24 protein-coding genes are annotated in these 25,591 nt (G+C 67.4%); 12 read left to right on the top strand and 12 right to left on the bottom strand.

Going from position 1 to position 25,591, the window contains the following annotated elements; all coding sequences use genetic code 11:
* The first annotated feature begins 49 nt into the window (after positions 1–49).
* Together GTH22_RS09395 and GTH22_RS09400 are read left to right on the top strand one after the other, a co-directional pair.
* A complete protein-coding gene (locus GTH22_RS09395) occupies positions 50–1,090 on the top strand; it encodes a 4-oxalomesaconate tautomerase (RefSeq protein ID WP_252944930.1) in 1,041 nt (346 codons plus the stop codon).
* The gene (locus GTH22_RS09400) at positions 1,087–1,977 is read left to right on the top strand and encodes an amidohydrolase family protein (RefSeq protein WP_252944931.1); all 891 of its coding nucleotides are present in this window, start codon (positions 1,087–1,089) and stop codon (positions 1,975–1,977) included. The genes GTH22_RS09395 and GTH22_RS09400 overlap by 4 nt, the downstream gene beginning before the upstream one ends.
* A 93-nt stretch (positions 1,978–2,070) precedes the next feature.
* Here GTH22_RS09400 and GTH22_RS09405 read toward each other — a convergent pair whose 3' ends face one another.
* The 4 genes from GTH22_RS09405 to GTH22_RS09420 are packed head-to-tail and all read right to left on the bottom strand — an operon-like array spanning position 2,071 to position 5,911.
* Positions 2,071–3,444 (bottom strand): aldehyde dehydrogenase family protein, encoded by a 1,374-nt coding sequence (locus GTH22_RS09405; RefSeq protein WP_252944932.1) that lies wholly within the window; start codon positions 3,442–3,444, stop codon positions 2,071–2,073.
* Positions 3,441–4,985, bottom strand: a complete 1,545-nt coding sequence (locus GTH22_RS09410; protein ID WP_252944933.1) for a cryptochrome/photolyase family protein — start codon at positions 4,983–4,985, stop codon at positions 3,441–3,443. Before GTH22_RS09410 ends, GTH22_RS09405 begins: the two co-directional genes overlap by 4 nt.
* Positions 4,982–5,425, bottom strand: coding sequence for a VOC family protein (locus GTH22_RS09415; protein ID WP_252944934.1), 444 nt, complete (start codon positions 5,423–5,425; stop codon positions 4,982–4,984). Before GTH22_RS09415 ends, GTH22_RS09410 begins: the two co-directional genes overlap by 4 nt.
* Positions 5,426–5,479: 54 nt before the next feature.
* Positions 5,480–5,911 carry a hypothetical protein gene (locus tag GTH22_RS09420; RefSeq protein ID WP_252944935.1) on the bottom strand — a complete coding sequence of 144 codons (432 nt, stop codon included), beginning with the start codon at positions 5,909–5,911 and terminating at the stop codon, positions 5,480–5,482.
* Positions 5,912–5,997: 86 nt separating this feature from the next.
* Here GTH22_RS09420 and GTH22_RS09425 point away from each other — a divergent pair, with 86 nt between their 5' ends.
* The gene (locus GTH22_RS09425) at positions 5,998–7,005 is read left to right on the top strand and encodes a hypothetical protein (RefSeq protein WP_252944936.1); all 1,008 of its coding nucleotides are present in this window, start codon (positions 5,998–6,000) and stop codon (positions 7,003–7,005) included.
* Positions 7,006–7,038: 33 nt separating this feature from the next.
* Here GTH22_RS09425 and GTH22_RS09430 read toward each other — a convergent pair whose 3' ends face one another.
* The gene (locus GTH22_RS09430) at positions 7,039–7,365 is read right to left on the bottom strand and encodes a hypothetical protein (RefSeq protein WP_252944937.1); all 327 of its coding nucleotides are present in this window, start codon (positions 7,363–7,365) and stop codon (positions 7,039–7,041) included.
* 67 nt (positions 7,366–7,432) lie between these two features.
* On the opposite strand from GTH22_RS09430, the gene GTH22_RS09435 reads away from it, so the two are divergent.
* Positions 7,433–7,954: a DUF2239 family protein gene (locus GTH22_RS09435; protein WP_252944938.1), complete on the top strand. Its 522-nt coding sequence runs from the start codon at positions 7,433–7,435 to the stop codon at positions 7,952–7,954.
* Here the strand turns inward: GTH22_RS09435 and GTH22_RS09440 are convergent.
* Positions 7,945–8,262: a hypothetical protein gene (locus tag GTH22_RS09440; RefSeq protein WP_252944939.1), complete on the bottom strand. Its 318-nt coding sequence runs from the start codon at positions 8,260–8,262 to the stop codon at positions 7,945–7,947. The genes GTH22_RS09435 and GTH22_RS09440 overlap by 10 nt on opposite strands.
* Positions 8,263–8,492: 230 nt before the next feature.
* On the opposite strand from GTH22_RS09440, the gene GTH22_RS09445 reads away from it, so the two are divergent.
* The 3 genes from GTH22_RS09445 to kdsA all read left to right on the top strand — a co-directional run bounded on the left by GTH22_RS09445 (position 8,493) and on the right by kdsA (position 14,199).
* A complete protein-coding gene (locus tag GTH22_RS09445; protein WP_252944940.1) occupies positions 8,493–9,773 on the top strand; it encodes an O-acetylhomoserine aminocarboxypropyltransferase/cysteine synthase family protein in 1,281 nt (426 codons plus the stop codon).
* A gap of 240 nt (positions 9,774–10,013) precedes the next feature.
* Positions 10,014–13,295: a hypothetical protein gene (locus tag GTH22_RS09450; RefSeq protein ID WP_252944941.1), complete on the top strand. Its 3,282-nt coding sequence runs from the start codon at positions 10,014–10,016 to the stop codon at positions 13,293–13,295.
* Between the two features lie 85 nt (positions 13,296–13,380).
* A complete protein-coding gene (gene kdsA / locus GTH22_RS09455; protein ID WP_252944942.1) occupies positions 13,381–14,199 on the top strand; it encodes a 3-deoxy-8-phosphooctulonate synthase in 819 nt (272 codons plus the stop codon).
* Positions 14,200–14,258: 59 nt separating this feature from the next.
* On the opposite strand, the gene hppD is transcribed toward kdsA, so the two are convergent.
* Positions 14,259–15,362 (bottom strand): 4-hydroxyphenylpyruvate dioxygenase, encoded by a 1,104-nt coding sequence (gene hppD / locus GTH22_RS09460; protein ID WP_252944943.1) that lies wholly within the window; start codon positions 15,360–15,362, stop codon positions 14,259–14,261.
* A gap of 129 nt (positions 15,363–15,491) precedes the next feature.
* Between hppD and GTH22_RS09465 the strand changes: the two genes are divergently transcribed.
* The 3 genes from GTH22_RS09465 to GTH22_RS09475 all read left to right on the top strand — a co-directional run bounded on the left by GTH22_RS09465 (position 15,492) and on the right by GTH22_RS09475 (position 18,867).
* Positions 15,492–15,950 carry an Lrp/AsnC family transcriptional regulator gene (locus GTH22_RS09465; protein ID WP_252944944.1) on the top strand — a complete coding sequence of 153 codons (459 nt, stop codon included), beginning with the start codon at positions 15,492–15,494 and terminating at the stop codon, positions 15,948–15,950.
* Between the two features lie 131 nt (positions 15,951–16,081).
* Complete coding sequence (locus tag GTH22_RS09470) at positions 16,082–17,959, top strand: cation:proton antiporter (protein ID WP_252944945.1); 1,878 nt, start codon at positions 16,082–16,084, stop codon at positions 17,957–17,959.
* Between the two features lie 143 nt (positions 17,960–18,102).
* Positions 18,103–18,867, top strand: coding sequence for an SDR family NAD(P)-dependent oxidoreductase (locus GTH22_RS09475; protein ID WP_252944946.1), 765 nt, complete (start codon positions 18,103–18,105; stop codon positions 18,865–18,867).
* A 75-nt stretch (positions 18,868–18,942) separates the two neighbouring features.
* On the opposite strand, the gene GTH22_RS09480 is transcribed toward GTH22_RS09475, so the two are convergent.
* The 5 genes from GTH22_RS09480 to GTH22_RS09500 form a co-directional block, all read right to left on the bottom strand.
* Entirely contained in the window at positions 18,943–19,455 is a 513-nt protein-coding gene (locus GTH22_RS09480; protein WP_252944947.1) for a CarD family transcriptional regulator, read from the bottom strand.
* A gap of 249 nt (positions 19,456–19,704) precedes the next feature.
* The gene (gene fdxA, locus GTH22_RS09485) at positions 19,705–20,040 is read right to left on the bottom strand and encodes a ferredoxin FdxA (protein WP_252944948.1); all 336 of its coding nucleotides are present in this window, start codon (positions 20,038–20,040) and stop codon (positions 19,705–19,707) included.
* Between the two features lie 46 nt (positions 20,041–20,086).
* Positions 20,087–20,473: a S4 domain-containing protein gene (locus tag GTH22_RS09490; protein WP_252944949.1), complete on the bottom strand. Its 387-nt coding sequence runs from the start codon at positions 20,471–20,473 to the stop codon at positions 20,087–20,089.
* The gene (locus GTH22_RS09495; RefSeq protein ID WP_252944950.1) at positions 20,470–23,400 is read right to left on the bottom strand and encodes a helicase-related protein; all 2,931 of its coding nucleotides are present in this window, start codon (positions 23,398–23,400) and stop codon (positions 20,470–20,472) included. Before GTH22_RS09495 ends, GTH22_RS09490 begins: the two co-directional genes overlap by 4 nt.
* Before the next feature lie 32 nt (positions 23,401–23,432).
* The gene (locus tag GTH22_RS09500) at positions 23,433–24,074 is read right to left on the bottom strand and encodes a tetratricopeptide repeat protein (RefSeq protein WP_252944951.1); all 642 of its coding nucleotides are present in this window, start codon (positions 24,072–24,074) and stop codon (positions 23,433–23,435) included.
* Positions 24,075–24,146: 72 nt separating this feature from the next.
* On the opposite strand from GTH22_RS09500, the gene GTH22_RS09505 reads away from it, so the two are divergent.
* Positions 24,147–24,434 (top strand): SCP2 sterol-binding domain-containing protein, encoded by a 288-nt coding sequence (locus GTH22_RS09505; protein WP_252944952.1) that lies wholly within the window; start codon positions 24,147–24,149, stop codon positions 24,432–24,434.
* Positions 24,435–24,437: 3 nt separating this feature from the next.
* On the top strand, positions 24,438–25,397 hold the full coding sequence (locus GTH22_RS09510; protein ID WP_252944953.1) for an alpha/beta fold hydrolase: 960 nt from the start codon (positions 24,438–24,440) through the stop codon (positions 25,395–25,397).
* Positions 25,398–25,591: the final 194 nt, after the last annotated feature.

Raw genomic sequence — 25,591 nt, forward strand, 5'->3', positions numbered from 1 at the left:
TATTCCATGACCCGGTGCGAGCGTTATGCAGGCGCAGAAAGGCAAGGCCATGACTGATGGCATCAGATGCATGTGGATGCGGGGCGGCACCTCGAAGGGCGGATATTTTCTGGCCGAGGATCTGCCCGAGGGTCGCGATGCCTTTCTGCTCCGGGTCATGGGATCGCCCGATCCGCGCCAGATCGACGGGATGGGCGGCACCGATCCGCTGACCTCCAAGGTCGCGGTGGTGAAGCGCTCGGAGCGCGAGGGGGTCGATGTCGACTATCTCTTCCTCCAGGTCTTCGTCGACCAGCCCATCGTCACCGACGCGCAGAACTGCGGCAACATCCTCGCCGGGGTCGGCCCCTTCGCCATCGAGCGCGGGCTGGTCACGGCGCAGGAGGGCGAAACGCCGGTGGCGATCTACATGGAGAACACCGGGCAGGTCGCCGTGGCGCGGGTCAGCACGCCGGGGGGCGTGGTGAACTACGGGGGCGAGGCCCGGATCGACGGGGTGCCGGGCAGTGCCGCCGCCGTGCCGATCGCCTTCAAGGATACCGCCGGGTCGAGCTGCGGCGCGCTGCTGCCCACCGGCAATGCGATGGACGTGATCGAGGGTGTCGACTGCACCCTGATCGACAACGGCATGCCCTGCGTGGTGATGCGGGCCGCCGACATGGGGATCACCGGCGAGGAGACGCCGGAGGAGCTCGAGGGCAACGAGGGCCTGCGCAAGAAGCTGGAGGCGATCCGGCTCAAGGCGGGGCCGCTGATGAACCTTGGCGACGTGGCCGAGAAATCGGTGCCGAAGATGACGATGGTGAGCGCCCCCAAGGCGGGCGCGATCTCCACCCGCACCTTCATTCCGCACCGCTGCCACAAGACAATCGGCGTGCTGGGCGCGGTCAGCGTGGCCACGGCCTGCCTGACGGAGGGCTCGCCCGCCTATGATCTGGCCAACCGCGGCGAAGGCCGCGAGCGGGCGCTTTCGGTCGAGCATCCGACCGGCGAGATGACAGTGGTCGCCACGCTCGAGGGCGGCGACGTAACCGAGGCGGCGATCCTTCGGACGGCGCGCAAACTGATGGACGGGGAGGTTTTCGCATGAGCGAGGCACAGGTGATGGACGCGGATTGGCTGGAGTTTCACCCCGATCCCAAGACGCCCGATTTCAAGCTGCCCGAGGGGGCGGTGGATGCCCATTGCCACGTGTTCGGCCCCTCCCCCGACTTCCCCTTTGCGCCCGAGCGCAAGTACACGCCCTGCAACGCGGGCAAGGACAAGCTGTTCGAATTGCGCGACTTTCTCGGCTTCTCGCGCAACGTGATCGTGCAGGCCACCTGCCACGGCAAGGACAACCGGGCGATGGTGGATGCCTGCCGCGCCGCCGGAGATCTCGCCCGCGGCATCGCCTCTGTCGGCCCCGATGTGAGCGATGAGGAGCTGGCCGAGATGGACGCGGCAGGCGTGCGCGGCGTGCGGTTCAACTTCGTCAAGCGGCTGGTGGATGCCACGCCCAAGGAGGTCTTCATCGGCATCGCCGAGCGGATCAAAGAGCTGGGCTGGCATATCGTCGTCTACTTCGAGGCCGCCGACCTCGAGGAGCTGGTGCCCTTCCTCGAAAGCCTGCCGACCGTGCTGGTGGTCGATCACATGGGGCGGCCCGATGTGGCCAAGGGCGTCGATCACCCCGATTTCCAGCGGTTCATCAGCCTGATGGAGCGCAACGAGAACATCTGGAGCAAGGTCACCTGCCCCGAGCGGCTGAGCCTGCAAGGCCCGCCGTATGACGATGTGGTGCCCTTCTGCCGGGCCATCGTCGAGCGCTTCCCCGACCGCGTGCTCTGGGGCACCGACTGGCCCCATCCCAACATGAAAACCCACATGCCCGACGACGGGGCACTGGTGGATTACATCCCCCGCATCGCCCCCACCGAAGAGCAGCAGCGCAAACTCCTCATCGACAACCCGATGCGGCTCTACTGGGCGCGCTGACCCCTGCCTGCCTGCCACTCCATGAGCATTTTCTTGCTGAAAATACTCACAAAATAAAAGACTTGCGCCGCAGGCGCACAATTGAACACGAGTTCAATTCAGGAAGTGCCCGAGGATCCGGCGGGTCCACTTGCCATAGGGCGGGCGGATCAGGTGGGCGCCGTTGGGGCGGCGTTGGGTGAAGACCGATTTGGCGTGGCTCATCGTTCGGAACCCCTCCGGCCCGTGGTAGGCACCGATGCCCGAGGCGCCGATGCCGCCGAAGGGCATGTCGTCCACCGCGATGTGCAGCAGCGTATCGTTCACCGTGACCCCGCCCGAGGTGGTGCGGGTGAGCACGGCCTCGCGGGCGGCATCGTCGGGGCCGAAGTGGTAGAGCGCCAGCGGGCGGGGGCGGGCGTTGATGTGGGCGATGGCCTCTTCGATGCCGTCATAGGGCACCACGGGCAGGAGCGGGCCGAAGATCTCCTCCTGCATCACCTCCATCTCCTCCGTCACCTCCAGCAGCAGCGCCGGGGCGTTCTCGCCCTCGAAGAGCGGCAGGCGGCGGGCGCCCTGCCCTTCTGCCTTCTCGGCCAGCGCGGCGAGGCGGTCGGCGTGGCGGCTGTGGATCGGCAGGGTGAAGTTGGGGTCGTTCAGCCCCTCGGGGTAGAGCGCCTGCGCGGCCGATCTCATGCCCGCGCAGAAAGCTTCGACCTCGCCGCGCGGCACCAGCGCGTAGTCGGGTGCGATGCAGGTCTGCCCGCCGTTGACCAGCTTGCCAAAGGCGATGGCGCCGCAGGCCTGGGCCATGTCGGCCCCCGGCGCGATCACCGCCGGGCTCTTGCCGCCCAGTTCCAGCGTCACCGGCGTGAGATTTGCGCTCGCCGCCTGCATCACCTTGCGGCCCACCTCGGTGCCGCCGGTGAAGAAGAGGTGATCGAAGGGCAGGCCCGAGAAGGCGGCCCCCACCTCGGGCCCGCCTTCGACCACGGCCACCTGGTCGGGGCGAAACAGGTCTTCGAGCAGGGCGCGCAGGGCGGCATTGCAGGCGGGGGTGAACTCGGAGGGTTTCAGCATCACCCGGTTGCCGGCGGCGAGGGCCGTGGCGAGCGGGGCGAGGGCCAGCAGGAAGGGGTAGTTCCAGGGCGAGACGATGCCCACCACCCCCTTGGGCTGGTAGTGGACCCGTGCCTTGCCCGGCCAGAGCGCGGGATGCACCCGCCGCCGCTCGGGCGCCATGAAGCGGCGCAGGTGGCGGTCGAGGTAGGTGATGGTGTTGATCGCGGGGACGAGGTCGATCAGCTTGGTCTCGTCGCTTGCGCGGCGGCCGAAATCTTCGTTGGCCGCGGCCGCCAGCGCATCGGCGCGCGCCGAGACCGCCTTGGCCAGCCGCGACAGGTCTGCCCGGCGCGTGGCCAGTTCGGGCGGGGGCGCGGCGAGGAAGGCGCTGCGCTGGGTGTCGAGGAGCTGGTGCAGGTCGGTCATACGGTTTCGCCTTTGCTCATTTTGTCGAGGAAGGTTTCGGCCTCGCCCAGCACGGTCTCGCGCCGGGCCTCCTCCATCCTGTCCCATGTCCTGTACATCTGGGCCGTGCGCGGGTTGCCTTCAAACCGGTCGCGATGTCGCAGCAGGAAATGCCAGTAGAGCAGGTTGAAGGGGCAGGCCCCCTCGCCGGTTTTCTTTGTCACGGCATAGTCGCAACTGCCGCAGTAGTCGGACATCTTGTTGATGTAGTTGCCTGAAGAGACATAGGGCTTGGAGGCGATCACGCCACCATCGGCGAACTGGCTCATGCCGAGGGTGTTGGGGGCTTCGACCCATTCGAAGGCGTCGATGTAGACCTCGAGATACCATTCGTGCACCTCCGCCGGATTGATCTGGGCGATCAGGGCGAAGTTGCCGGTGATCATCAGCCGCTGGATGTGGTGGGCGTAGGCCTCTTCCTCGGTCTGGCGGACGGCCTGGGCGAGGCAGTTCATGCGGGTTTTTGCGCCCCAGTAGAGCGGCGGCAGGCTGCGCTGGTGGTTCAGGGCGTTGCGGCGCACATAGTCCGGCCCCTCGTGGAAGTAGATGCCGCGGACGTATTCGCGCCAGCCGAGGATCTGGCGGATGAAGCCCTCGGCGGCGTTGATCGGGGCCTTGCCGTCTTTCCACGCGGCCTCGACGCGCTGGCACACGTCGAGCGGGTCGAGCAGGCCGATGTTGAGGTAGGCGGAGATCAGGGCGTGGTAGAGGAAGCGCTGACCTTGCAGCATGGCGTCCTGATAGGTGCCGAAGTTCTCCAGCGCGTTTTCGATGAAATGGGTGAGCACCTCTTCGGCCTGCTCGGCGGTGGTGGCAAAGCCGAAGGGACGGAGCTTGCCGAAATTCGCCCCGAAGCGGTCTTCGACCAGCTTCAGCACCTCCTCTGTTGTCTCGTCGGGCTCGAACCAGAGGGGCTTGGGCAGGAAGAGGTCGTCTTCGGCGGGTTTGCGGTTGTCGTGGTCGTAATTCCACTTGTCGCCGGCGGGCTTGTCGCCCTCCATCAGCAGGCCGGTCTTGCGGCGCATCTCGCGGTAGAAATACTCCATCCGCAGCGCCTTGCGGTCCTTGGCCCAGCGCTCGAAGGTGTCGTGGCTGGCGATGAAGCGGGTGTCTTCGAGCAGCTCCACGTCCAGCGGGCAATCTTCCAGCGCCTCGATCAGGCGCCATTCGCCGGGGCGGGTGGCGAGCACCTCGCCTGCGCCGTGCTCCTCGGCGCGGCGGAGGAGTTCGCCGGGGATGGAGCCGGCGTTCTCGTCATCATCCAGACGGGTGTAGGCGACCTGCCAGCCATCTTCCGAGAGACGGGCGGCGAACTTGCGCATGGCGGCGAAGATCAGCGCGATCTTCTTGGGGTGGTGGCGAACATAGTCGGTTTCGGCCGCGACCTCGGCCATGACCACCACGTCCCTGCCCTTCTCCGCCGCCGCGAGGGCGGCGACGGAGGGGGTCAGCTGGTCTCCCAGAACGAGGACGAGACGCGCGGTGGACTTGGGCGCGCTCACCAGTCGCCGGTATTTTCCATCGAGGCCCAGGGCTCCTGGGGGGCGAGGGCATCGCCCTCCTGGATCAGCTCGATCGAGATGTTGTCGGGCGATTTGACGAAGGCCATGTAGCCATCGCGCGGGGGTCGGTTGATGACCACGCCGGCGTCCATCAGCTTCTGGCAGGTGGCGTAGATGTCATCGACCCGGTAGGCGAGATGGCCCCAGGCGCGGGCGGTTTCGTACTTTTCGTCGCTGCCCCAGTTGTAGGTCAACTCAAGCTCGGGCGCGCGCGTTTCCTTGGCGCTGGCGGCATCCTTGGGCGCGGCGAGGAAGATCAGGGTGAACTTGCCCTTCTCGTTGTCGATCCGGCGGATCTCTTCGAGACCGAACTTGGTGCACCAGAAATCGAGGCTTTCGTCGATGTCGGTGATGCGGACCATGGTGTGAACGTAGCGCATTGCTGCCCCTCCTTTGCTGTTGGGGCTGGATGATAGGGCGCAGGGCGCAAACGGCTAGGGGATGAGCACCTGTTTGCGCGGGATGATGGATTCCGACAGGGAGCCGTCGTCATACATCATGCGGATGGTCACGCTCTCGACCGATTTGGCAGGCGCCTTGACCAGCGGGATCGGGTCCGTGTCGACCATGACGTTGGGGTTGGAAAACTCGGTGTGGCAGTCGGCCATTTCCAGCTTACGGGTGGGCGGCTCGTCGTTGAAACCGAACTGCACCGCCTGCACGCCGCAACGCCAGGACACGATCGGGGTGAAGAAGACATAGTCTTCGCTGCCCTCGACGCGGATGGCGATCCACTTGTCCTTGATCGACTCGAGGATCGGGCGCACCTCTTCGGCGGTGGTGAAGTTTTCGGCCTGAAGGGCAAGCGGGCCTGTGGTCAGAAGGCTGGTGGCTGCGGCGACGGCGGCAATGGAGCGAAAACGCATCGGGGATTTCCCTTTTCGACAAATGGACTTTGGCTATAGTGGCCCCCGAAAATGCGGGGCCCGGAAAAATCTTGGTCGGGAGCAGTATGGCCACGAAGCGCAAAAAATCAAAGGCCTTCAACATCGTCGTCGTCGCCCAGGGTGGGCGGTTGCAGTATGAGGCGGCGCTTTTCGCGGCCTCGCTCCGGCACTTCGATGCAGGTTTCAAGGGGCGGCTCATTGTGGCCGAGCCGCAGCCCGGCGCGCGCTGGGGGCAGGACCCGCGCATCACCTCGCCGGCGGTGCGCAAGCTCTTGGAGGAGGAGCTGGGGGCGGAGATCGTGCCCTTCGAGAGCCGCCATTTCGGCGAGGCCTACCCCTATGGCAACAAGATCGAGGCGCTGCGCGAATTGCCCGAGGGCGAGCCGTTCGTGTTTTTTGACAGCGACACGCTGGTGACGGGCGCGCTTTCGGCGCTGAAGATCGATTTCGACCGCCCCGCCGCCTCGATGCGGCGCGAGGGCACGTGGCCGGAGGTGCCGCTGTATGGCCCCGGCTATGGCGGGATCTGGAAGAGCCTTTACGACAAGTTCGGGCTGGAGTTTGAGAGCACCCTCGATACCAGCCAGCCGGATGAATACTGGCGGCGCTATCTCTATTTCAACGCCGGGTGGTTCTTTGGCCCCTGCGGCCCGAGTTTTGGCCGGCGGTTCGAGGAGTATGCGCTGGCGATCCGCGATGACGGCCCCGACGAGCTGGCCTGTCAGGAGCTTGATCCCTGGCTCGACCAGGTTGCCCTGCCGCTGGTGATCCATTCCTTCGGCGGCGGACGGCCCGGCCCCGAGCTGGACGGGCTGGACGGCGATGTGACCTGCCACTGGCGGGTGATGTCGCTGCTCTATGCCCGCGAGGCCGATGCGGTGGTGGAGGCCCTGGGCGCGGTGACGGCGCCCAACAAGGTGAAGAAGGTTCTGAAGGAGTATGACCCCTTCAAGCGGTTGATTTTTCAGAACAAGGGCGAGAAGGCGCGGGCGCTGTTCGACCGGGCGCAGATGCCGCGCAAGGAGCAGGCGATCCGCAACCGGCTGAAGCGCGAGAACCTCTGGATGCGGTGAGTTCGGAGGGTGGGGTGCACCCACCCCATGGGGTCAGCGCAGCATCGGGGTGGCGTCGAGGCGGGTGGCCCATGCGGCGCGCCGGGCTTTGACGGCGTCGGCGCGGGCCAGCGGGCCGAGGTCGGCCGCGAGCGCTTCGAGGGTGTCTACCGTGAGGGTGCCGTCGTGGGCGGCCTGCATCCCTGCCACCGTGCAACTGCCCATGCGAAGCTGGAAGCGCAGGCGGTTTTCGGCGGCTGGAAGATTGGGCGTGGCGCCGACCCATGTTTTGCCGCCGGTGCGGGCGGCATAGATCACCCATGCATCGGCGGCCTCCTTGGCGGCGGTGCGGGCGGCGCGTCTGTCGATCCGGTCGGGCATGGCGGGGCTCCTTCTGGCAGCGTGGATTGACATCTTTTTACCCGGGTGTAAATAGGGTGTCATGGAGATGGAAGAGACATTCACCGCCTTCGAGGGCGCGACGAAGCTGGCCTGCGCCTCCCGCGAGGCGCTCACCGCCGCGCTGGTTGCCATGGGCTACGGCCCGGGGGCGGCGCTGCTGGTGTTCAGCGACGAGACGGGCCGGGAGACCGACCTTGACCTGTCGGCCGCGCCTCCCGCCCCTGCCCCGCGCAAGAGGGGCCGCCCCAAGCTGGGGGTGCAGGCGCGCGAGGTGACGCTGCTGCCGCGCCATTGGGACTGGCTTGGCCGCCAGCGCGGCGGATCATCGGCCGTGCTGCGCCGGTTGGTGGAAGAGGCCATGCGCCGCCCCGACCCGGCAGCGCGGCGCGATGCGACCTATGCCTTTTGCACCGCGATTGCCGGCGACCTGCCGGGCTATGAAGAGGCGATGCGGGCGCTTTACGCGGGAGAGGGCTTTGCGGGCGCGGTGGCGCATTGGCCAGAGGATATTCGGGCCCACGCGCTGTGGCTTGCCGGTCCGCGCGACGGCACCGCGCCTCAGCCGTAGCCGCCGCCCTGCCCGCCGCGCAGATAGATGTTGTAGGCCTTCTCGCAGCCCGCCTGCGTGGGGGAGAAACACTTGATCCACTGGCCGGTGGCGTTGAGTTCCCAGATCTCCTCGCTCTTGCCGTCAGAATAGATCGCCCGTTCGCGGCGGGTCTTGAAGGTGCGGGCGCCGATCTTGACCTCGCCGGGGGGCAGCTTCTCAACCTTCACGGGGCGCTCGATGCCGTACTTCGGCGCGATGCCGAGGCCGGTGCCCGTGCCGCAGGCCGCCAGGATGGAGACCGTTCCGAGCAGGATGGGGAGTTTCATGAGGGTGTTCATTACATACCTTTCCTGAAATCTCGTGGCCGTGGATGACGGCGCAAAAGCATTGAACAATGACCCAAGGTCACCCGGATCGGCGCTTTGTGTCAAATCGCGGGCCCCGTCCCTCCTTGGCGCATGAACTTCATGCAGCGATTTCACGCCCGCCCCGATTGCCCGATCCGGGGCTCTGGCCTAGGGTCGCGGCGACGAATTTTCCAACGGGAGGACAGACCATGAGCTACGGCTTCGACACGCTGCAAATTCACGCGGGCGCACGCCCCGATCCGGCGACCGGCGCCCGGCAGACGCCGATCTACCAGAGCACCGCCTATGTGTTCCGCGATGCCGATCACGCTGCCGCGCTCTTCAACCTTCAGGAAGTCGGCTACATCTACTCGCGTCTGACCAACCCGACGGTGGCGGTGCTGCAGGAGCGGATCGCCACGCTGGAGGGCGGCGCGGGCGCGGTCTGCTGCTCTTCGGGCCATGCGGCGCAGATCATGGCGCTGTTTCCGCTGATGGCGCCGGGGCGGAATGTGATCGTGTCGACAAGGCTTTACGGCGGGACCGTCACGCAAATGTCGCAGACCATCAAGCGCTTTGGCTGGTCGGCCAAGTTCGTGGATTTCGACGATCTGGAGGCGCTGGAAGCGGCGGTGGATGACGACACCCGCGCGATCTTCTGCGAGAGCGTGGCCAACCCGGGCGGCTACATCACCGACCTGCCGGCCATCGGCAAGCTGGCCAGGAAGGTGGGCCTGCCGCTGATCGTCGACAACACCTCGGCCACGCCCTACCTCTGCCGCCCGATCGAGCACGGGGCGACGCTGGTGGTGCATTCGACCACCAAGTACCTGACCGGCAACGGCACCGTCACCGGCGGCTGCGTGGTGGACTCGGGCACCTTCGACTGGGCGGCTTCGGGCAAGTTTCCGTCGATGTCGGAGCCCGAGCCGGCCTACCACGGGCTGAAGTTTGCGGAGACCTTCGGGCCGCTGGCCTTCACCTTCCATTCCATTGCCGTGGGGCTGCGGGATCTGGGCATGACGATGAACCCGCAGGGCGCGCATTACACGCTGATGGGCATCGAGACCCTGAGCCTGCGGATGGAGCGCCACGTCGCGAACGCGGTGAAGCTGGCCACCTGGCTGGAGACCCACCCCCATGTCGAGGCCGTGACCTACGCCGGTCTGCCCTCGTCGCCCTATGCCGGGCGGGTCAAGTCGGTGTGCCCCAAGGGCGCGGGCGCGCTGTTCACCATCGCGCTGAAGGGCGGATACGAGGGCTGCGTGCGGTTCGTGGACAGCCTTGAGCTGTTCAGCCACGTTGCCAACCTTGGCGACACCCGCAGCCTCGTGATCCATTCGGCCTCCACCACCCACCGCCAGCTCAGCCCCGAGCAGCAGGCGGCGGCGGGGGCGGCGCCCAACGTGGTGCGCCTCTCGGTCGGGCTGGAAGACGCCGAAGATCTGATTGCCGATCTGGAGCAGGCGCTGGAGAAGGCGCACGGCTGACGGCGGGTTTCCGCCCGCGGCGGGCTTGCAGTTTCACGACATTGTCAGCCCCGAGACCCCAGCAATCCGGCCCCTCTGCGGGCCGGATTTTTTGTTTTGCAACAAGTGGCTTGGGGGCGAGGTGAAGGTGATTGGCCGCAAGATGTGATAAATTGAAAACCTGACGTTAAGCTTGTATAGACTATGACAGCTACAAGCGGGCGCCCTGACGCCCGCCAGATTTGGCCAGAAAGCTCTTGGATGACCCCTGAATTCGCGCTTGATCTCAGCCATGATGGCATTTCGCTGCTCCGCCGCGCCGAAGACGGCTGGCGGCAGGTGGGCGCCGTTTCGCTCGATGCCGACAGCCTGGTGGAGGATCTCGCGGCGCTGCGGGCGCAGGTCGAGGGCGAGGTGGCGGCCAAGCTGGTGATCCCCAACAGCCAGATCCTCTATTCGAGCTGCCCTGCCAGCGGCAAGGACGAGCTGGCCGACGAGGTTCGGGTGCGGGCGGCACTGGTGGGGGCGACGCCCTACGAGGTGTCGGACCTTGTGTTCGACTGGGAATCCGACGGCGAGACCTTGCAGATAGCCGTGGTGGCCCGCGAAACCCTTGAAGAGGCCCGCGCCTTTGCCGCCGAGCACGGGTTTGGCCCGGTCGGCTACGTGGCGGTGCCGCCGCGCGGGGCCTTCCTGCGCGAGCCGTTCTTCGGCCCCGCCGAGCGAGGCCCCGGCGCGGGGCCTGCGATGCTGGCCGAGGCCGAGCCGATCGAGGTGGTCGGGGCGTGGGAGGCGCAGAAGGTTGCCGAGCCGGAGCCGGAGGTGGAAGCCGCGCCGGTCGAGGTGAGCGTTGCGCTCGAGGCGGCGCTGGACGAGGCGGATGCCGGTGTGCCGGGTGAGGAAGCTGCCGCGATCGAGGTGGCGGACGAGGCTGATGCGGGGGCGGATTACGCGCCCTTGGTGGCTGCTGAAGAGGGTGCGGAGGAAGAGGCGGCGGTTGAGGCCGTGGCTCCGGGCGAGGCCGAGGAGGCTGCTGTTGATGCGCCAGTAGAGGCCGCCGAAGAGGGTGTGCCCGATGTGGCCGCGCCGGACGAGATTGAGGCTGCGGGCGCCGCTGAGGCGACTGTGGATGCCGCTGTAGAGGATGAGGCCGCCGCGCCGGATGCGGAAGAGACCGCGCCCGAGGTCGTTGCCGCGCGCGAAGCGCCTGAGATCGAGGCGCAGGGTGCGGACCTTGAGGGTCCGGTATCCGGGGCGGCGGTGGCTGCTGCTGATGCGCCCGTTGAGGAGGACTCCGAAGAGGCCGGGGCTGCTGTGGCCATGCCCGCGTTCAGCTCGATCCGCACGCAGGCCAGCGAGGGGCGTGCCCCCCGCCTTGGCGCGGCGGTGGACGGGCCGGGCGCAGGGCCGCGGCCGCGGCTGGGTGGAGCGACGCGGGACGATACGCCTGCCTCTCCGCCGGAGAAGACGCCATCGCTTGGCCGCAGCTCGGGCGAGGCCGCGAAGGGTGCCGCGCCGAAGGAGGCCGCGAAGGCCGAAACTGTAGCGCCCGCGCCGAGTGCCGCCTCGGTGGAGGCCGCGCCCGATGAGGCGCCCAAGGTTGCCGCCGCGCAGATTGCCCGGGAGGTCGCCGCGAGCACGCCTGCCGCCGACCCCGAACTGGCCCCGCAGGATGCCAGCCCGCGCAGCAAGGCTGCCTTTGCCGCCTTCCGCAGCAAGGTGGGCGGGCTGCGGCGCACCGAGAAGAGTGCCGATACCCTCACCCCCGAGATCATCGCCGCCCCCCTGCCCCGCCCGACCCCGGACGACCTGCCCGAGCGCCTTTCGCAGGAGCCGAAGGACGGTGATTTCACCCTGTTCGGCGCGAGGGGCAAGGAAAAGGCCAAGCCGAGCAAGGGCTTTCCGATCGGGCTGACGGTGGCGCTGCTGCTGTTGCTCGGGGCGGCCGGCCTGTGGTCGAAGATCTTCCTGGCGAGCGACCAGAGCACGGCGCAGGACGGCCCGGTTGTGGCCGAGCAGAGCCTTGCCAGCGCGGCACCGCTGCTGGGGGCCGACGGGGCGCTGACCCGCTCGATCACCTTCTCCGAAACCGGCACCAGCGGGGCGACCATCGCGCCCGGCGGCGAGGCCGAACTGGCCGAGGCGCTTTCGGCCCCGGCCCAGCCCGACCCCGCCACAGAGGGTGCGCCGGTTGTGGCGAGCCTTGCCGATGACCCGTTTTCGTCGCTGCCGGAGGAAGAGCCCCGGCTGGCCGAGCCGATGTTCGAGAACCCGCCCCTGCCCGAGTTCGACGCCGATGCGGACCCGGGCGCGGACGAGCTGGCCGACAGCGAGCCCGAGCCCGAGGCCGCCCCGGGCGAGCCTCTGACCCCCGAGGCCGCGCAGGCCGCCTATGCCGAGAGCGGCGTTTGGCAGCAGGCCCCCGAGCCGGGCCGGCTTCCGGCGGAGGACAACACCGACGATATCTACATCGCCTCGATCGACCCGGAGGTGCAGCCCTATGATGCGGTTGCCCTGCCCCAGGCCCAGACCGGGAGCGGCAGCGATGCGGCCCTGCCCCGTCAGGCCAGCCCGATGCCGCCCGGTCAGGATGTGGAGTTTGCCGAGGATGGCAGCATCCGTCCGACCGAGGAGGGTGTTGTTACTGCCGATGGGGTGACGCTCTATGCCGGCCGCCCCCACGTGGTGCCCCGTGTGCGCCCCGGTGGCGCCGCGACGGCAGAGGCCGAGACTGCCGCGGCCGATGTGCCTGCCGCGGAGGACACCGCCGCCGAGGCCGATGCCCTGCTGGCCGGAAAGAGGCCCAAGGCGCGGCCCGAAGGCATTGTGGAAGAGAACGAGAAGGCCGAGCTTGGCGGGCGGACCCGCGCCGAGCTGGCCGGGCTGCGGCCCAAGGAGCGCCCGCAGTCGCTGCAGGATGAGGCGGAAGCCAGCCGTCAGGCCGCGATCGAGGAGGCGGTGCGCTCGAGCGAGGCGGAAAACGCCGAGCTGGCCGAGGATGAAACCCGCGCCGATGCCGAAGCCGAGGCCCGCGCCGAAGCCGAGCTGAAGAGCGCCTCGAAATACGCCGTGGCCTCCTCGCGCAAGCCCGCCAGCCGGCCGCGGGGCTTTGACGACAAGGTCGCCAGCGCTCGCCGGAAGGCCGAGGAAGAGGCCGAGGCGCAGGCCCGCGCCGCCGCGGCCGCCGCCGCCCGCGCCACCTCGCAACCCGAGGCGGAAAGCCGCGAGGAAGAGGTGCAGACCGCCTCTGCCGCCGTGGTGCTGCCGCGCAACCAGAAGGTTGCGCCCGCCGTGCCCTCGAGCGCCTCGGTGGCCAAGGCGGCCACCAACCGCAACGCGCTGAAGCTGCGCGACATCAACCTGATCGGCGTCTTCGGCTCGCCCAACCAGCGCCGCGCCCTCGTGCGGCTGCCCTCGGGCCGACTGCTGAAGGTGAAGCCCGGCGACCGGCTCGACGGGGGCAAGGTGGCCGCGATCGGCCAGAACCAGCTGCGTTACGTCAAGCGGGGCAAGAATATCACCCTCTCGATGCCCAGCGGCTGACAGGCCCCCTCCCCGGCGGGCCTGTTTGACATCCTCGCGCGGGCGGTGTTCCTGTGGCGCACATTCTGGCAGCAGGAGACAGGCCATGAAATCGGTGGACCTCGGCGGGTTTTCCATTGGAAACGACAGGCCCTTTGCCCTGCTGGCCGGACCCTGCCAGCTTGAGAGCCTCGATCACGCGCGGATGCTGGCCGAACGGATCGGCGAGGCGGCCTCTGCGCGGAATATCCCCTTTGTCTTCAAGGCCAGCTACGACAAGGCCAACCGCACCTCGCTTTCGGGCAAGCGCGGGCTCGGGATCGAGAAGGGGCTGGAGGTGCTGGCGGCGGTGCGCGAGGAGTTCGGCTGCCCGGTGGTGACGGATGTGCATGACATTGCGCAGGCAGAGCGGGCCGGTGAGGTGGTGGATATCCTGCAGATCCCGGCGTTCCTGTGCCGCCAGACCGACCTGCTGCTGGCCGCCGGACAGACCGGCCGGGTGATCAACGTGAAGAAGGGCCAGTTTCTGGCGCCCTGGGACATGGGCAACGTGGCCGAGAAGATCGCGAGCACGGGCAACGAGCGGATCATGCTCTGCGAGCGGGGCACGAGCTTTGGTTACAACGCGCTGGTGAGCGACTTCCGCAGCCTGCCGATCATGGCCGAAACCGGCTATCCGGTGGTGTTCGACGCCACCCATTCGGTGCAACAGCCCGGCGGGCTTGGCGGCTCGACGGGCGGCAAGCGGGAATACGTGCCGGTACTGGCGGCGGCGGCGATGGCGGTGGGCTGTGCGGCGGTCTTCATGGAGGTGCACGAAGACCCCGACAACGCGCCCTCGGACGGGCCGAACATGCTGCGGCTGGACGATCTGCCGGCAGTGCTCGACCGGCTGGCGGCGCTGGATGCGATCACCAAGGGGTAAGGCGGGACAAGTCCCGCCCTACGGGCCGGCATGTAGGGCGGGACTTGTCCCGCCGCTGGTCAGGCGGCGTCTTCGGGCTTCAGCTCGCCGCTGTCGATCTGCTCCTGCTCGATGCTCTCGAACAGCGCCTTGAAGTTGCCCTCGCCGAAGCCATCATCGCCCTTGCGCTGGATGAACTCGAAGAAGATCGGGCCGATCACCGTTTTCGAGAAGATCTGCAGAAGGATGCGGGTTTCGCCGCCGTCCACCACGCCCTCGCCGTCGATCAGGATGCCGTGCTTCATCATCCGCTCGATCGGCTCGTCGTGGCCGACGACCCGGTCCTTGCTGAGCTTGTAGTAGGTCTCGGGCGGGCCGGGCATGAACTTGACGCCCATCTCCGCGATCTGGTCGGTCGCCTCGTAGATGTCGCGCGCGCCGACAGCGATGTGCTGGATGCCCTCGCCATTGTACTTTTTCAGGTAGGCGACGATCTGGCCGGTCTCGCCGCGGTCCTCGTTGATCGGAATGCGGATGCGCCCGCAGGGCGAGGTCAGGGCGCGGGAGAACAGGCCGGTGAACTTGCCCTCGATGTCGAAAAAGCGGATTTCGCGGAAGTTGAACAGCTTGCCGTAGAACTGGAACCACTTGTCCATGTTGCCCTTGAAGACGTTGTGGGTCAGGTGGTCGAGGTAGTAGAAGCCGACGCCCATGGGGTGGGCGCTGTCGTGCCAGTCGAACTCGGCGTTGTAGGCGCTGGTTTCGAAGTAGTCTTCGATGAAGTAGATCAGCGAGCCGCCGATGCCGCGGATGGCGGGCACGTCCATGGTTTTACCGGGGCCCTCGTAGGGCTCGGCGCCGTGCTTCAGGGCGTGATCAAAGGCGTGCTGCGCGTCGACCACGCGCCAGCCCATGGAGGGGGCGCAGGGGCCGTGCTCTTCAACAAAATCGCGGCCGTGGGTGCCCGGCTCATCGTTCAGCAGGTAGGAGATGTCGCCCTGCTGCCAGAGTTCGATGCGCTTGGTCTTGTGGGTGGCGACATGGGTGTAGCCCATGGCGCGGAAGGTTTCGCGCAGGTGCTCGGGGTCGGGGTGGGCGAATTCGACGAATTCGAAGCCGTCGGTGCCGGCGGGGTTTTCATCGGTGATGGTCGCCTTGGGGGCGTCGTGGGGGAAGGGGCCCATGGGTGTCTCCTTTGCGCTTTGGGTGAGTTTAGCGCGGGAGATGGGCGGAGTGTGCGCGTTATTCCTCGCATTTCTCCGAAAATATACGTATCATCAGCGTCATTTCTCGCAATCACGCGGTTTGCACGCATGACCTTGGACGCCACCGACTCCGCCCTGCTGCGGCTGCTTCAGCAGGATGCCAACCAGACCGCCGAGGCGCTTGGCGCGCGGCTGGGCCTCAGCCCGTCGCAGGCCGGTCGGCGGCGGCAGAGGCTGGAGGCGACCGGGCTGATTGCGGGCTACCATGCGCGGGTGGAGCCCGAGGCGGTTGGCCTCGGGGTGCAGGCGATGATCCAGGTGCACATGGCCGCCCATGCCCCGGATGCGGCGCAGAGCTTTGCCCGGCTGGTGGAGCGGCGCGACGAAATCGTGAGCGCATGGGTGATGACCGGCGATGCCGATTATCTGCTGCGGATCTACTGCAACGACCTACCGGCGCTCAACCGGCTGGTGCAGGAGGTGCTGCTGCCCCACCCCTCGGTCGCCCGCGTGCAAAGCCAGATCGTGATGGCGCAGCTCAAGCCCGATGGCCCCCTGCCCCTCTGAGCCCGCGCCTGTAACCCGTTGAAGCAATTTGTGCCCCGGCTCGCGGGGATTTCAACGCCTTGGCGGGGCGGCGGCCATTCCATTTTGCCCGCCGCCTGATACTTCTGAATGGGTCGAAGAAAGCGGGTGCGATGGAAGGATTCCTTTACCAGGCGGTGATCTACCTCAGCGCGGCGGTGGTGGCGGTGCCGATCTCGGCGCGGCTCGGGCTTGGCTCGGTGCTGGGCTACCTGCTCTCGGGCATCGTGATTGGGCCGATCCTCGGGCTGGTGGGCAGCGAAACGCAGGAACTGCAGCATTTTGCCGAGTTCGGCGTGGTGGTGATGCTGTTCCTGATCGGGCTGGAGCTGGAGCCGAAGGCGCTTTGGGCGATGCGGCACCGGCTGATCGGACTTGGCGGGGCGCAGGTGGTGGGCACATCGCTGGTGATCGCGGGCTGCGGCGTGGCGCTTGGCCTGACGTGGAGCCTTGCGCTGGCCGTGGGCATGACCTTTGCCCTCTCCTCCACCGCCATCGTGCTTCAGACCCTCAGCGAGAAGGGGCTGATGCAATCGGCGGGCGGGCGCTCGATCATCTCGGTGCTGCTGACGCAGGATATCGCGGTGATCCCGATCCTCGCCATCCTGCCGCTGCTGCCGGTGGTGCTGGTGCCGCAGCTCGACCCGTCGGGCACGATCCAGGTCGGCGGCGAGGAGGCGCATCATGCGATGTCGCTGGTGGAAGGGCTGCCGGGCTGGGGCGTGGCGCTGGTGACCGTGGGCGCGGTGCTGGCGGTGATCCTTGCCGGCATCTTCCTGACGCGGCCGCTGTTCCGGTTCATCCACATGGCCAAGCTGCGCGAGCTCTACACCGCAACCGCGCTGCTGATGGTGGTGATGATCGCCTTCCTGATGAATCTCGTGGGCCTCTCGCCGGCGCTTGGCACCTTTCTTGGCGGGGTGATGCTGGCGAACTCGGAGTTCCGGCACCAGATCGAGGCCGACCTGAACCCGTTCAAGGGCCTGCTGCTCGGCCTGTTCTTCATCACCGTGGGGGCGGGCATCAACTTCGGGGTGCTGTGGGACAACATCTTCACCATCGTCGGGCTGACGCTGGGGGTGATGCTGGTGAAGGGGCTGATCCTCTACGGGCTTGGCTGGATCTTTGGCCTGCGGGGCAAGGGGCAGTGGCTGTTCACGCTGGGGCTGGCGCAGGCGGGTGAATTCGGCTTCGTGCTGGTGGGCTTCATGACCGGGCAGAAGATGCTGGAGCCGGTGATGGCGCAGGTGCTGCTGCTGGTGGTCGCGATGACCATGCTGCTGACGCCGCTGTTCTTCATCCTCTACGAGAAGCTCTCGGAGCGGATGGCGGAAGAGAGCGACATGCCCGAGCCCGACGAGATGGACGAGAACGCGCCCGTCATCATCGCCGGGTTGGGGCGGTTCGGGCAGGTGGTGAGCCGAATGGTGAGCGCGGCCGGGGTGCAGACCACGGTGCTGGACCACAACCTCGAAACCATCAACCTGCTGCGCCGCTTCGGCTTCAAGGGGTTCTTCGGCGACCCGACACGGCCCGAGCTGCTGCACGCGGCGGGCATCCACCATGCGCGGGTGCTGGTGGTGGCGCTCGACAATGCCAAGACCGCCGTGCAGCTGGTGCGCTATGCCCGCGAGGCGCGGCCCGACATTCATATCATCGCGCGCGCCCGCGACCGGCTGCATGTGTACGAGCTGTACCAGGCCGGGGCGAACGACATTGTGCGCGAGCTGTTCGACTCCAGCCTGCGGGCCGGGCGCTACGTGCTGGAGAACATGGAGTTCTCGGAGTTCGAGGCGGCCGAGGTGGAGCGCAGTTTCTACAAGCACGACCGGCACATCCTGCGCGAGCTGGCCGAGCTGTGGAAACCCGAGATTCCGCTGAGCCAGAACGAGCCCTACGTGACCCGCACCCGCGAGCTGAACTCCGAACTGGAGGCGGCCCTGGTGCGGGAGATCCAGGAGCAGCGGGCGCATCCGCGGGGCGACGACTAGGCAGACACCTGTGCATCCGTTTTGGTTCCGCTCCCCTGCGGCCTTGCGACTGTGCATTTGCACACAGGGCGGGCGGGCCTCCGGGCGCTATCTTTCTTTCAGGGCAGCCAAGCAAGACTGCTCGTGAAAGAAGGAGAAATATCATGGACTTCCAGGACAAGATCGTGCTCATCACCGGCGCCGCGGGCGGCATCGGGATTGCGGCGGCGCGGAAGTTTTCAGAGCAGGGCGCCAAGCTGGCGCTGGTGGACCTGAAGCGAGAGCCGCTGGAGACGGCGGCGGCGGGGCTCGACGGGGCGCTGCTGCTGACGGCGGATGTCAGCAAGGAGGCGGATGTGGCGGCCTATGTGAAGGCCACGGTCGAGAAATTCGGCCGGATCGACGTGTTCGTGAACAACGCCGGGATCAACGGCAAGTTCGCCCCGATCACCGAGCAGACGGTCGAGAACTTCACGGCCGTGCTGGGGGTGAACGTGATGGGCGTGGCGCTGGGGCTGAAGCATGTGGTGGCGCAGATGAAGGAGCAGGGCGGCGGTGCGATCGTGAACACCGCCTCCAACGGCGGGCTGCTGGGGGCGCCGGGGATGAGCGCCTACACCGCCTCCAAGCACGCGGTGCTGGGGCTGAACAAGTCGGTGGCGCTGGAAGTGGCCGGTGAGGGCATTCGGGTGAATGCGGTCTGCCCCTCGGGGGTCGATACCCAGATGATGCGCTCGATCGAGAGCGGCGCGATGAAGGGGCACGAGGAGGAGGCGCGCAAGAAGTTCGAAGCCGCCGTGCCGATGGGGCGCTATGCGGAGTCCGAGGAGATTGCCGAGCTGATGGCCTTTCTGGCGAGCGACCGGGCGAGCTTCATCACCGGGGCCTATTACCGGATTGACGGGGGCGGCGCGGCGCTGTCGGCCTGAGGGCCGGGGACCTGGAAACGCGAAGGGGCCGCGCCTTGCTGGCGCGACCCCTTGTAACGAGAAACGGTGGCTGGGTCAGGCGGCAGCGGCGCGGCTGACCAGCACATCGTCGATCTGCTTCTGGGCACCGGCCTCGTCGCTGCCTGCAACGGCGGCGATTTCGCGGGTGAGACGCTCGAGCGCGGCTTCGTAGAGCTGACGCTCGGAGTAGCTCTGCTCGCGCTGGTCGTCGGTGCGGTGCAGGTCGCGGACCACCTCGGCAATGGCGATCAGGTCGCCGGAGTTGATCTTTTGCTCATACTCCTGCGCCCGGCGCGACCACATGGCCTTTTTGACCTTGGCCTTGCCCTTGAGGGTCTTCATCGCCAGCGACACGGTGTCGGGCGTGGAGAGCGAGCGCATGCCGACCTCGGTGGCCTTGTGCGTGGGCACGCGGAGGGTCATCTTGTCTTTCTCGAAGGAGATCACGAAGAGCTCCAGCTCGAAGCCGGCGACCTCCTGCTTTTCGATCGAGACGATCTTGCCGACGCCGTGGGCCGGGTAGACGACAAAATCGTTGGGGCGAAACTCGGATTTCTTCTTGGTCATTCAGGGCCTTCCTTGAGCCGATCCTGAGGGGCCGAAAAGACCCTTTCCCGGCGGGCGTGCCTCCGGGAGCGGGTCTTGTTTGCGCTTGGACATCTCCCGAAACAGCGAGCAGCGCGCGTTCGGGAACCTCAGAACTTATATTCCATCGTTCCAGAATGTATCACAAAAATGACGATTCTCAAAGCACCACGCAGTCGCGCAGGCGCGGCGTTTTGACCGTGCGGTCAATCCGGGGCGGTTCGAGCGGCCTCAGCCGCCCTCGCCCGGGGCCTCCGACAGCAGCTCCAGCTTGCCGGGTTTGCCGTCCATCTCGTCGGCATTGGGCAGCGGATCCTTCTTGGTCACGATGACCGGCCACATCTCGGAATACTTGCGGTTGAACTCAACCCATTTTTCCATGTCCGGCTCGGTATCGGGGCGGATCGCGTCGGCCGGGCACTCGGGCTCGCAGACGCCGCAGTCGATGCATTCGTCGGGGTGGATCACCAGCATGTTCTCGCCCTCGTAGAAGCAATCCACGGGGCACACCTCGACGCAGTCGGTGTATTTGCAGGCGATGCAGTTGTCGTTGACGATATAGGTCATTCGGGCCTCGGCAGTGTTGGAGGCAGAGGTATTTCAAACTTCGGGGTCATTCAAGCGACTTGCCACGCATTCGGAGCGCTGTGCGACGATCCCGCGCGGAAGGGCGAACATCGGCCTTGGGTTGGCTCGGATCGGGGGACGGGCGTTCCGGCGGGGCGAGATCTTCGTAGAGGGCGCGGGCCTCGGGGGCCGGGCCGCGGCGGGTGCCGAGGGCAACGATGCGGATGACGCGGATGTGCGTATCCTTGGGAAAGGTCAGCGTGTCACCGGGGGAGACGGTGCGCGAGGGCTTGGAGATGGGGGTGCCGTCGACCCGCAGTTTGCCCTCGCCGACGATCTTTGCCGCGAGGCTGCGGGTCTTGAAGAAGCGGGCGTGGAACAGCCACTTGTCGATGCGCAGCGTGGGGCGCGGGCTGTCCCCGGCTTCGCTCACTCTTTCTTGAGACCCATCAGCGCCTGGGCGAAGGGGTTGTCGGGGTCGATCTGCTTTTCCTTGCGGGGCGGACGCGACTGGAAGTTCTTGGGGCCGTCATCGCGACGCGGACCGCCCTTGCCTCCGGGCTTGCCGCCCTGCCCGCCCTTGCCGCGGGGTTTGCCCTTGCCCTGACCCTTGGGGCGGTTGCCCTGCTGGTCGTTGCGGCGGGCGCCGCGGTTGCCGCCCCATGTGAAGGTGTAGAAGACCTCCATCTCGGGGCCTGCGATCTCGGCGTCGGGCGCGGTGCCCGGCAGGATCTCTTCAGCCGGGGTTTCGGCCACCGGCTCTTCGGGTGCGGGCTCGGCCGGGGTTTCGGCCACGGGCGCCACGCCCTCGTCGGGGAGGGCCTCGGCCGCCGGGGGCGTGTCGTCGGCGGGGGTTTCATCGGGCGTGGGCTGCTCGATGATGCCGCCCTCGGGCTGCGCCTCGGCCACGTCCATCACCGGCACGTCGCCTTCGGGGGCGGCGGCCCCTTCGGCCTCGGGCACGACGGCATCGACAGGTTTGACCTTGGCGCGCTCGCCCTTCTCGGCCTTGTAGCCCAGCCCGCCCATCAGGTCGGCGAACTGCTCCAGCGTCATGCCGGTGATCGAGAGCATGTCGGCATTGGCCTCGAAGCCGCTGCGGCTGTCCTGGCTGCGCAGCTGGTCGGCCAGACGCTCGAGCATGTCGATGCGGATGGCGCGGCTGCCGGCGGCGCGGTAGCCCGACATCGGCGCGTAGCCCTCGGGCATGCCCTGCGGCGCGGGAATGGTCACGAGGCCCGGGGGCGGGCTTTCGGGGAATTCCTGGAGGCCCTGCGCCAGCGACCAGAGCACCAGCCGCAGGCGGGTGGGTGCGGGCTTGAGCAGCAGGGGCATGAAGATGGTGAACTGGCCGAAGCGTACGCCATGCTTGCGCAGCGCGCCACGAGCGTCTTGATCGAGCGACTTCACGTCCTGCGCGACCTGATCGCGGGGGATGACGCCGAGCGCCTCGATGAGCTGGAAGCCGAAGCCCCGGGCCAGGCCGGTGAGCGCCTCGTCGTTCTGTACGTTCATCAGCGGCTCGAAGAGCGCGGCGATCTTGCGGTCGATGAAGTGCTGCAACCGGCGCGTGACTTTCTCGGCCACATCGGCGCCGGCCTCGTCGTCGACGAAGGCCTGAACCTGCGGCTTGAGCGCCTCGGGGCCCTTCACCAGCTTGCCGACGGCATGCTCGCCCCACATGAGGCCGCCCTGCTCGGTGTAGTCGAGTTCGGTATCGGGCGCGTTGTAGAAGCGGTCGGAGAGCAGCGAGAACTGCGGGCCGAGGGCGGCAACGGCGGCGGCGCGGAGGGTTTTTGCCTCGCCTGCGTCGCTGGTATCGGCCTGACGGAAACGGAAGCCTTCCAGCCGCCCGACCGTATGGCCCTCGATTACCACTTCACCCTTGTCGTTCACGTCGGCCACGAGGCTCTCCTTCTGTTTCAACCGCCGCAGCAATGCGCTGGTGCGCCGGTCGACAAATCTCTGGGTCAGTGCACCGTGAAGGGCATCCGACAGGCGGTCTTCTACAGCGCGGGTCGCGCCGCGCCAATGGGATTCGTCGTCGAGCCAGCCCTTGCGCTGGGCGACGTAGGTCCATGTGCGGATAAACGCCAACCGCTTGGACAACGTATCAATGTCGCCATCGGTTCGGTCGATGCGCTTGATCTGGCGGGCAAACCAGTCGTCGGGGATGCGGCCCAGCTCGTGCAGGTCGGCGAAGATCTTGGCCAGCATCGCGGCGTGTTCGCCGTGGGAGATGCCGCGGAAGTCGGGGATGCGGCAGACATCCCAGAGCAACCGGGTGTCGGCCCGCGAGATGGTGCGGGCGGCAAGCTCGGGCATGGCGGCAAGGGCCTTGAGCGCGCCGAGGTCGTCGGCCTCGCGGGCGCGGGCGAGCAGCGGGTTGTCGGGGCGGGCCTCGAGCGTGGCGATGAGGTGGGCGGGGGTGCGGTAATCCAGCTCGGGGTTGCGCCACTCGAGCTTGCGGATCGGCTCGAAGCGGTGCTCGGTGATGGCCTCGACCACCTCCTCGGAGAGCGGCGCGGCCTCGCCGGTCACGCCAAAGGAGCCGTCGCGCTGGTAGCGCCCGGCGCGGCCTGCGATCTGGCCCAGCTCCTGCGCGCTGAGCGGGCGCATCCGCCGCCCGTCGAACTTGGTGGTGGCTGAGAAGGCAACGTGGTGAAGGTCGAGGTTGAGGCCCATGCCGATGGCATCGGTCGCCACGAGATAGTCGACATCGCCGTTCTGGTAGAGCGCGACCTGGGCATTGCGGGTGCGCGGGCTGAGCGCCCCCATGACCACCGCGCAGCCGCCCTTCTGGCGGCGGATCAGCTCGGCGATGGCATATACATTTTCAACCGAGAAGCCGACGATGGCGGAGCGCGCGGGCATCCGGCTTATCTTTTTCGAACCTCCGTAGGTGAGATGCGAAAACCGCTCGCGTTTGACGAACTGCGCCCTCGGCACCAGCGCGGCGATGGTGGAGCGCATGGTTTCTGCGCCCATGAAGATGGTTTCGAGCCGGCCGCGGGCGTTCAGCAGGCGGTCGGTGAAGACATGGCCGCGCTCGGGGTCGGCGCAGAGCTGGATCTCGTCGATCGCGAGAAAATCATGCTCGCCGGTGACGGGCATCGACTCGACGGTGCAGACCCAGAAGCGGGCGCGGGGTGGCACGATGCGCTCTTCGCCGGTGAGCAGGGCGACCGCGTTGGGGCCGCGCAGCGCGACGATCTTGTCATAGACCTCGCGGGCCAGCAGCCGCAGCGGCAGGCCGATCACGCCGGTCGGATACGACAGCATCCGCTCGATCGCAAAATGGGTCTTGCCGGTGTTTGTTGGCCCCAGAAGGGCCGTGATACGCGCGGTCTCGCCACCCATCGGAGGCCTCTCTGGTCAGGCTTGGAGGGTCGTCAGATGCGCTTGCCCATGACGGTGAATTCCAGCCGTTCGACGGCCTCCTTCACATTGGGGCGATGCGGGTGGATTTCCAGCACTTTCTGGTAGGCGGTGAGGGCGCGGCTCTCTTCGCCCATCTGCTCCATGATCACCGCCAGCCCGGTGAGGGCCGCGAAGTGACGCGGGTTCAGCTCCAGCGTGCGGCGGATGTCCTCGAGCGCGAGGCCGTATTCGTCAAGCTGGAAGAAGGCGGTGGCGCGAGCGTTGAAGCCCTCGGCAAATTCGGGGGCGTGGTCGGTGAGCGCCGTGAGGTGCTCGATGGCGAGCGGGTAGTCTTCGCGCTCCAGCGCCTCGCGGCCCTGCTTGAGCAGCAGGTCCATGGAGGCGGAGCCGGAGCGCGACCACTCGATCCAGATCGCATCCTCGATGCGCTGCCAGCCCATCTGCTCGGGCTGGGAGAGTTCTGCGAAGAGCTGATCGAGCGAGGGGCGCCCGCCCTCGGGTTCGGGCGCGACCGCCACATCGGCGGAGGGCGTGGGCATTTCGGGCGGGGCGCCCGGTGCATCCTCTTCCTGCGCGGCAAGGGGTGCGGCAAATGCCAGCAGCACGGCAAATGCCGTGACGTGAAAGTTGAGGTGTCTGGCTATAACTCGCATATCTGTGCATGAGTTTAGCGCAAGCGCCGGGGGAGCCAAGCCCCCGGTCGGTCACATTGGAAGGAGATTGGCATGAGTTCTGTGGTGGAGGGCGCCGTTGCGGCGCTGAATGCGAAGCTGGGCGGCGGTTTTGACGGCACGGCGAAGTTCGTGATCGAGGACGAAGGCGCGATCATGGTCGACAGCGACGGCGCCCGCGCCGGCGACGAGGAGGCCGAGGTGACGATGAGCGCCGATGCCGAGACCTTCGAGGCGATTCTGTCGGGCGATCTCAACCCCACCGCCGCCTTCATGGGCGGACGGCTGAAGGTGGATGGTGACATGGGCATGGCGATGAAGCTCGGCGGCGCGCTGAGCTGATCGGTGCAGGAGGCCCCGCTATACGAGGAGGCCGACGGCCCCGAGGGGGGCCGCGCCTTTTGGCTGACCTGTGCCGACGGGGTGCGGGTGCGGATGGCCTGGTGGCCGGCGGAGGAGGCGAAGGGCCCCGCGAAGGGCACTGTGCTCTTCTTCCCCGGTCGCACCGAATACGTCGAGAAATATGGCCGCGCGGCGCGTGAATATGTTGCCGCCGGCTGGAACATGGCGGCGATGGACTGGCGCGGCCAGGGCCTTGCCGACCGCGCCCTGCCCGACCCGGCCACGGGCCATGTGAGCGAGTTCGACGACTACCAGCGCGACGTGGATGCGATGGTGGCGGCGGTGCGGGAGCTGGAAGCCGCCCCCCTGCCCCACGTGATGATCGGCCATTCGATGGGCGGGTGCATCGGCCTGAGGGCGGCGCATCGGATCGAGCTCGAGGCCGCCGCCTTCTCGGCTCCGATGTGGGGCATCCGGTTTCATCCGGTGGTGCGGCCGGCGGCCTGGGTGCTGTCGACGCTGTCGCGCCCGCTGGGCATGGGGGGCCGGTTTGCCCCCGGCACGGTGCCGGAGACCTATGCGCTGGCGGCCGAGTTCGAAAACAACATGCTGACCCGGGATGAGGAGATGTGGCACTACATGCGCGCCCAGCTCCTCGCGCATCCCGAGCTGTCGCTCGGCGGGCCGAGCCTGCACTGGCTGAACCGGGCGCTGGTGGAAATGCGGGCGCTGTTGCGGATGCCCGCCCCCGACCTGCCCTGCCTGACCTATCTGGGCGGCAACGAGCGCATTGTCGATCCGGGCGCGGTGCATCGGCGGATGGCCAGCTGGCCCGGCGCGGAGCTGGTGCAGCCCGAGGGGGCCGAGCACGAGATCCTGATGGAAACGCCCGAGGTGCGGGCCGATTTCTTTGCCCGGACGATCAAGTTTTTCAACACACATGCCAAGGCGGTGGCGGGCTGAGGGCTGACCTGCCCGGCCGGCCGATGCGACCTGTCATCTTCGGGCTTGGTCCGGGGGTTTTATAGGGTGCGGGCCTGCGGGAGATCCTCGGGTCACGCCCGAGGATGACGCGCGTGGGGGGGCGTGCGCGTAGGGGACACGGGGGGGGGCGCATGAAAAAGGCCCGCGCGGGCAGCGCGGGCCAGGTTTTCTCG

This window comes from Oceanicola sp. 502str15 (genome assembly GCF_024105635.1).
In the GTDB taxonomy this organism is placed as follows: Bacteria; Pseudomonadota; Alphaproteobacteria; order Rhodobacterales; family Rhodobacteraceae; genus Vannielia.